The sequence below is a fragment of the Sporomusa sp. genome (genome assembly GCF_057736855.1).
In genome coordinates this window covers 1-6,938 of sequence record NZ_JBYKYF010000163.1, presented here as the reverse complement: position 1 = coordinate 6,938, position 6,938 = coordinate 1, and the positions used below count along the sequence as shown (strand labels likewise).

Annotated in this window: 9 protein-coding genes and 1 other RNA gene; all 10 read right to left on the bottom strand. The window is 43.5% G+C overall.

What is annotated here, in order from left to right; translation table 11 throughout:
- Positions 1-238: 238 nt before the first annotated feature.
- The gene (locus AC29Z1_RS11210) at positions 239-499 is read right to left on the bottom strand and encodes a hypothetical protein (protein WP_488271547.1); all 261 of its coding nucleotides are present in this window, start codon (positions 497-499) and stop codon (positions 239-241) included.
- 47 nt (positions 500-546) lie between these two features.
- Positions 547-1,230 (bottom strand): hypothetical protein, encoded by a 684-nt coding sequence (locus AC29Z1_RS11205; protein WP_488271546.1) that lies wholly within the window; start codon positions 1,228-1,230, stop codon positions 547-549.
- Positions 1,231-1,385: 155 nt separating this feature from the next.
- Positions 1,386-1,670 (bottom strand): pro-sigmaK processing inhibitor BofA family protein, encoded by a 285-nt coding sequence (locus tag AC29Z1_RS11200; protein ID WP_488271545.1) that lies wholly within the window; start codon positions 1,668-1,670, stop codon positions 1,386-1,388.
- A gap of 40 nt (positions 1,671-1,710) precedes the next feature.
- Positions 1,711-2,004: a DUF2508 family protein gene (locus tag AC29Z1_RS11195; RefSeq protein WP_488271544.1), complete on the bottom strand. Its 294-nt coding sequence runs from the start codon at positions 2,002-2,004 to the stop codon at positions 1,711-1,713.
- Between the two features lie 106 nt (positions 2,005-2,110).
- A complete protein-coding gene (locus AC29Z1_RS11190; RefSeq protein ID WP_488271543.1) occupies positions 2,111-2,365 on the bottom strand; it encodes a YaaL family protein in 255 nt (84 codons plus the stop codon).
- A gap of 55 nt (positions 2,366-2,420) precedes the next feature.
- Positions 2,421-3,014, bottom strand: a complete 594-nt coding sequence (gene recR, locus AC29Z1_RS11185; RefSeq protein WP_488271542.1) for a recombination mediator RecR — start codon at positions 3,012-3,014, stop codon at positions 2,421-2,423.
- Between the two features lie 3 nt (positions 3,015-3,017).
- Positions 3,018-3,344 (bottom strand): YbaB/EbfC family nucleoid-associated protein, encoded by a 327-nt coding sequence (locus AC29Z1_RS11180; protein WP_488271541.1) that lies wholly within the window; start codon positions 3,342-3,344, stop codon positions 3,018-3,020.
- A 23-nt stretch (positions 3,345-3,367) separates the two neighbouring features.
- Positions 3,368-5,122 carry a DNA polymerase III subunit gamma/tau gene (dnaX, locus tag AC29Z1_RS11175; protein WP_488271540.1) on the bottom strand — a complete coding sequence of 585 codons (1,755 nt, stop codon included), beginning with the start codon at positions 5,120-5,122 and terminating at the stop codon, positions 3,368-3,370.
- A gap of 281 nt (positions 5,123-5,403) precedes the next feature.
- Positions 5,404-5,639: signal recognition particle sRNA large type (gene ffs, locus AC29Z1_RS11170), an RNA gene on the bottom strand.
- 223 nt (positions 5,640-5,862) lie between these two features.
- Complete coding sequence (locus AC29Z1_RS11165; RefSeq protein ID WP_488271539.1) at positions 5,863-6,723, bottom strand: methyl-accepting chemotaxis protein; 861 nt, start codon at positions 6,721-6,723, stop codon at positions 5,863-5,865.
- Positions 6,724-6,938 lie beyond the last annotated feature (215 nt).

The window sequence follows — 6,938 nt, the reverse complement described above, 5'->3', positions numbered from 1 at the left end:
ACAGATAATCATAATAAATAAAAAGGCTATCGACAATACTTTGTCGACAGCCTGGAGCTGTGTGTTTACACAGTTCTTTTTTTATCTACGAGCATGTTAAGCAAATACTATGAACATCAACCAATGGCGGCTTCCCCGCGATGCGCCTAGGTGGCATTAATGCCAAATGCGCCATGTATGGGATAGCTGTCCCATCCTAAAAAGACTTGGCGCAAGCCAAGTCTTTTATATATCACGACTAACCGATTGAGCTGTTAAGAGTAAAAAACTGTCTTACTATATCCTGAATATCAGGAGGAAGATTAAATTCGGAAAAGTTATTAAATACATATGTTCTCAATGCTGTCAGCAGTTCTGGCGAAATTACAATGCTGTCAGTAGCAGCAGTAGTTATTGATGGAGTATTTGTGACATTAACCGTAGTTTCTGGATTCATTAGCGCAGGCAAATTGGTAAAAATAAATATTTCTAAGATATCCTGAAAGTCTGGTCGAAGCAAACTGGCACCCCCTCTTGCTTATTATATGAGAGAGAATGCCGCTATGCTTACCAAAATGTACGTGGCATAATACGTTCTAACTTCCAAACCGGGTTGCCCATACAATCAACTGGGCCTATTTTATCAGCAATTTCACTTACCGCCGAAGTAGCTATCACCGGCACACCAAGGCGTTTGGCCGCCTCGGCTACCCCTACGGCACCGCGCTGTACCATTTCAACGGTAGTTTCTTCAGCCATATGCGTGTTATTAAGCACAGCATCTACACGGCCCAACGTAGCGACATATTCTAAAATATTATCTACCGTGGAAGTAAAAGGACGCGACATGTTCAGTACAGCAATAATTTTAAGATACGGATTCTCAAATGCGCCCTCCACCAAATTAAAAATCTTGGCACCATGAACACCGTAGCCAACGTCCATAATAATGTTGCCTTTTCGTCTAAGTATCCAGCGCATAGAAGATTTAATTACATTGCCTGCTTCCCCCAACCCTGTCGTATCCCGAGTCTCCCAGGCCACAACATCAATTCCTCTTTCTTCAAGTTCCCGCTTTATGGGACGCAGAGTATAGCATGGCTCGACAGTATCCAGATCAACAATCGTTACCGGCAAACCTTGCTTTCGTAAATAAATGGCCCGGTTTACAGCATTTTCACTTTTACCGCTGGCATATTCGCCAACATAGGCCTCAATAATCGGCTCAGGCTGTTGCGTGTCTTTTGTCATAACCAGATGCCACACTCCTTGTTCATACAATTCTGTCTATTATTATAAAGAAAGACTTGGCTTATGCCAAGGACTTTTAGGATGGTCCACTGCTATGCCATCCACGGCATCCCACTAGCACCTCCAAGCACTCACGGCATAAACCAAGTCTTTCCTTAATTAATAAAAATTTTAAACAAAATCAATAAGACAACACCTGGTAATCCTAAAAACCCGGCAACAAGCGCCGTAACCGGATTGATACCAATAGTAAATCCGAAATACGAGCCGACAAAATTAACAACCCATAACATAATGCCACCCACTACACCATTATATACTAGCTTACACACCAGCTTTATAGGCATTAAAAACATACGTCCAATAAGATAAATTAAGATAATCCCAAATGCATAGGCTACAATAACATTAAATTCTAAGCCTGACGGTAAAAATGGCATATCCTCTTCCCCCTTAGTTGCTTGTTTTCATTTTATCACGCTAAAACCATTGGCGTACAGTTTTCTCATCATGAATTCCTGACATACTTACCCTCGAGCAACAGATACCCTCTTCCCGTGCTTTGCGAAGCAAATACATGTATCTGCGCTCATATGCTTTGATGAGATAAGCAAAGTAATCAACCAAATCCGGATCACTTACTGTCTTATAACAATTTTGGGCATATAACCAGTCACGTCGGGCCTGTTCAGCGATGTCCGGCAGAGTGACTTGCCTTTTGGCACTAACTGACTCACTGCTCAGCAGATCCAGTATTCTTTGCCATGCAACCATTTTTTATCCCTCCAACATAATAGATACTTACGACAATATATGTTGGCCAGTCCAAAAAAATGAAAAATACCGGTTAACATCCGGTATTTTTCATTTTTTTGTAATTTTAATGTAATGGTGAGCATGTAATACCTTCATGGCGAGCACGTTTTAAGAGATATGTATATTTTTTCTCAGCAGCCTGAATACGATAGGTAGCATAATCCACCAAATCAGTATCAGATACATTGTTATAGTATTCCTGAGCGTTTAACCACTCTAACCTAGCCTCTTCCACTTGCTCCAGTAAGGACGGATATTTAGTTTCAGGCGCGTGTTGGGGTAATAACCCTTTCGCCAAATTAGTTAACATTGTTTTCATGCAAAATCGCCCTCCTGCTTACAGTATACCCATAAACAGGCGGAATCAATCATCCCTACATCTCCCGACGATTTTCCAGAGCTTTGGATAATGTTACTTCATCGGCATATTCTAAGTCGCCGCCTACCGGCAATCCATGGGCAATGCGGGTCACTTTGATCCCCAGCGGCTTTAGCAATTTGGCAATATACATAGCCGTTGCTTCGCCTTCGACATTAGGGTTTGTAGCCATAATGACCTCTTTTACTCCTTGGTTAACCCGGTCTAACAACTCTTTAATCCGAATATCATTGGGGCCAATACCTTCTAATGGCGATAAAGAACCATGCAATACATGATAGAGACCTTTAAACTCACGAGTACGCTCCATAGCGGCTACATCTTTGGGGTCTTCCACCACACAGACAACACTATGATCCCGCCCCTCAGACCGGCAGGTTTGACAAGGATCGGTATCGGTTAAGTCAAAACATACCGAACAATATCTTACTCGCTCTTTGGCATCCATAATAGCCTCAGCCAAAGCAGCTGCCTGAATTTTATCCATCTTGATTACATGGTAGGCAAGACGAACCGCAGATTTAGGCCCGATACCAGGCAAACGGCGAAACTGCTCCACCAGCCTGCCAATTGGCGCAATATAGCTCATAGACTAAAACAATCCTGGCGGCAGATTAAGGCCACCGGTCAGTTTGCTCATTTCCTGAGCCATCATTTCATCCACTTTATTCATGGCCTCATTAACTGCAGCTACTACTAGGTCTTCCAGCATTTCTACATCCTCAGGATCAACGGCAGATGGCGCAATTTTTACGGACTGAATTTTCTTTTCTCCATTAACTACTACTTTTACAGCCCCGCCACCAGTAGATACCTCAATAGTACGGGTTTTAAGCTCCTCCTGCAGTTTGCTCATATCGGCCTGCAGCTTTTGCACCTTTTTCATCATTCCTGCCATGTTTCCCATATTTCCAAACATGTCATCAGCCTCCTAACACTAATTTATTCATCTATCTTAACTACTTTGCCACCAAACATCATCTGTGCCTGCTTAACAGCCGGATGCTCCAAATCGGGATCAGGATCAGAAGCAGCAACTGGTGCTGTCTGCGTCGGCGGTGGTGCGGATTGCGGCACGACCGGTTTAGGCGGCAGTGTATCAAGCCCTAATGAACAGATTAATCTCACCTGATGCCCAGTAACCTGAGCCAGGATTTTTTCTACAATGGTTCGATAATCATCCCTCTCGGTGCGTTCTTTGGGAAAAGTTGCTGTAAACTGCACCACAGCCTGTGTATCAGTAAGCCTGACCAAATGTCCCTGCATTACACAAGCATGTACTGACCGTTTACCGCTGGCCATAAGTTCTTTAAGTACGGCAGACCAGATCTCTTTTAGATTTCCACTGCTGCCTTGCACTGCCGGTTGCCCCGAAACAGAAGGTTTCGGTGGCAGCGGTGTTCCAGCCCCGGCTTGTGACTGTGGCGGCTGCTGCGGCACCCTAGGCGGCAAAGACGTAGTGTGAGGCTGCACACGCGGTGCTGGCGGCTGCATTTCAGGGCGCGGCGTATTGGCCTTAACCACGCTATCAGTAACCATCGTATGACTGCCAGCCAGTTTGGCTTCAAGAGCGGCAACCCGTTCTACAAGTGCAGCAATATCATTGCCTACAGCCCGGCGACACAGAGTAATCAACGCCATTTCTACCACAATACGCGGCTCAGTTGCCCATTTGACCTCATTAGCAGCATGATGCAGTACTTCTAATACATTTATCAGTTCCTGATGACTGAACTTAGCGCTCTGAGCAGCGAGCACGGTTTTATCATCACAATATACTTCAATATTATCTAGAGAGGGAGCTGCCTTATACAACATCAGGCTGCGCGCATGTAGTGCCAGTTCCACAAGCAGCTGGCGAATATCTTTTCCCATGTTAATCAGTTCATCAAGTTGTACCAATGCACTGTGTGCATCCCGGTCAGCAATGGCATCCGTCAACTGCCATACCCACTCATGCCCAATCAAGCCTAATAGTTGACGGACTTGTGCGGCTGTTATCATACCTTCGTCATCTAAGGTGGCACACTGATCCAAAATACTAAGCGCGTCCCGCATACCACCCTCGGCTTGAACAGCAATAAGTCTGAGCGCTTCTGGATCAATCTTAAAGCCGCTCTGCTCTGCTACCATAGCCAGCCGACTCTCGATGTCCCTGACACTAATTCGCCGAAAATCATAACGCTGGCAGCGCGAATGAATCGTAGCCGGAATCTTATGTGGTTCGGTAGTTGCCAGCACGAAAACCACATGGGCCGGCGGTTCTTCCAATGTCTTTAAAAGTGCATTAAAAGCCTCTGTTGTCAGCATATGCACTTCATCAATAATATACACCTTATAACGTCCGTCAACCGGTGCAAATTTAACAGTTTCTCTAAGGTCGCGAATTTCATCAATGCCGCGGTTGGAAGCCGCATCTATTTCAAATACATCCATAGAAGTACCGGCAGTAATCTTCTCGCAGTTCGAACAGTGATTGCAAGGATTGACGCTAGGTCCATGCTCACAATTGAGCGCCTTTGCCAGAATTTTGGCTGTACTGGTTTTTCCTGTGCCACGCGGACCCGAAAATAGATAGGCGTGAGCAATTTTACCGGCAGCAATAGCATTTTTTAAAGTAGTACTAATATGCTCCTGACCAGCTAAAGAATCAAAGTCCTGTGGACGCCATTTGCGGTATAAAGCTACATAAGCCACGCTCACACCTCCTTTACCCCGCTAGACGCTAGATAGTGCTAGTTCGTTTATATTCAACATTACTAAAATATTTCCCTTTTTCCATAAAATAATTTATCGACGACTAACAGTCTCAAACTTTGGTCATACTAACAGCAGTTTCGTCAAAGACTACCGGTAAGCACAAATTCCTTACAGCAGTAGGACGATTATAATGAGCTAGGCCATCACCCACAACATATAAAAACTTCATATAGCAAAAAAGCAGCCTTTAAGGCTACTTTCAATAAATATATGGTATTATCTAAAATTATACGGCTTTGTTTTCCACGACGGACTACAGCATACTAGGCACCCTTACGGCACATAGGAAGTATCACTTAGCGCTGCTTCCTTCCGGACCTGACGCGGTTCATGAGTTCCTATTGCGTAAGACCCGGCAGCTATAGCCCGGCCTAGAAAACAAAAAGCCGTATACCGGCCTCGTATTATTATGGCGGAATAACACAGAATGAAGTTACACATTCAAATACTAGACGTATCAACTTCCTCTGTACAAAGAATTATACTACACATAACTGAGGATTGCAAGTTTTTAGCTCCAGGTAATTTTCGGAATATATCCCTAATAAATCAGGCAAATAGCCGTTTCACTTTTTTTGTAAAATTATGTTCGACTCCGCTAATCTACCAGAAGAAAAAAAACAGGTTCCGTTGGAACCTGATAGAATTAAATAAAATTATCAAACATATAAGGTAAATTACAATGACCGTGACACTCTATCAATAGCCGCCGCAATTTGAGCTAGTTCCTGCATAGTAGCGGCAATTTCTTCCGTAGCCGCAGCCTGACGTTCACCAAGCGCTAGAGTATGTTCAATATTACTAAGCATAGCTTTGGTTTGTGATTCTATACCTGCAATAATTTGCTTAATTTCTTTGATTGATTGCTCGCTATTAGCTGCCATCTTGCGGATTTCATCGGCAACAACAGCAAATCCTCGCCCCTGCTCTCCTGCACGTGCTGCCTCTATGGCGGCATTTAATCCTAGTAAGTTAGAGTTTGATGCTACATCGTTAATAAATTTTAAAATATTATCCGATTTTTTTACTTCCTCAATGACTTTATATCCAAGATCTTTGGATATAGAAAGCTCTTGGGAAAGTTTCGTCGCCGTTGAAGCCAATTCTTCTGTTGTCGCTGTAATTTGCTGAGTAGAAGCTGCGATCCGTTGAGAAGAATCCTGAAGATGTTCAATACTGCTCAAGCTAACGCCAATTCCGATACCACCGATAACTTCGCCATTACGGTTTTTTATAGGCATTCCGGTAGCGCTGAAAGGAACGCCATACACCTCTTTCGGAACATTCACTGTATAGAATTTCCCCGTTTCCATTGCCTGATAAATCGGATCCTGCTTCTCAAGTCTACTACCTACCTCAATTGGTAGTTTATAGCTTGTATCCCTTGGCGGAAAGTATGCAATAAATTTTTCTCGATCAGTCACACCAAGCATAAAATCGTAGGGAATCATAGTTTTAAGTACGGGTCCAAGTTTCACCATAGCGGCTAAAATATCAATCTCTTCTCCGTTCGCTAGTACAGTAGTTATTTCATCCATAAATATCCCACCCAATATGTTCTATACCTTATTTAAATTCTTCCATGCCGCACTATTTTCCTTCAAATGCTAATGAATTAGATGTGTGGGGCCGGCATGTCTATCCATCAGAACTGCGACACCCATAGAGACGAGCTTTTAACCCAGTGCATAAAACAAAAAAGGCTCTATAATAAATGTTGGGGTAACCAGTTCTACAACTGGAACTGCCTCAA

What these genes read in the sequence shown, in the direction of transcription:
- AC29Z1_RS11205 (WP_488271546.1), bottom strand. Translation starts at nt 1,230, where the DNA reads ATGACAAAAGACACGCAACAGCCTGAGCCGATTATTGAGGCCTATGTT.
- AC29Z1_RS11200 (WP_488271545.1), bottom strand. Translation starts at nt 1,670, where the DNA reads ATGCCATTTTTACCGTCAGGCTTAGAATTTAATGTTATTGTAGCCTAT.
- AC29Z1_RS11195 (WP_488271544.1), bottom strand. Translation starts at nt 2,004, where the DNA reads ATGGTTGCATGGCAAAGAATACTGGATCTGCTGAGCAGTGAGTCAGTT.
- AC29Z1_RS11190 (WP_488271543.1), bottom strand. Translation starts at nt 2,365, where the DNA reads ATGAAAACAATGTTAACTAATTTGGCGAAAGGGTTATTACCCCAACAC.
- recR (WP_488271542.1), bottom strand. Translation starts at nt 3,014, where the DNA reads ATGAGCTATATTGCGCCAATTGGCAGGCTGGTGGAGCAGTTTCGCCGT.
- AC29Z1_RS11180 (WP_488271541.1), bottom strand. Translation starts at nt 3,344, where the DNA reads ATGTTTGGAAATATGGGAAACATGGCAGGAATGATGAAAAAGGTGCAA.
- AC29Z1_RS11165 (WP_488271539.1), bottom strand. Translation starts at nt 6,723, where the DNA reads ATGGATGAAATAACTACTGTACTAGCGAACGGAGAAGAGATTGATATT.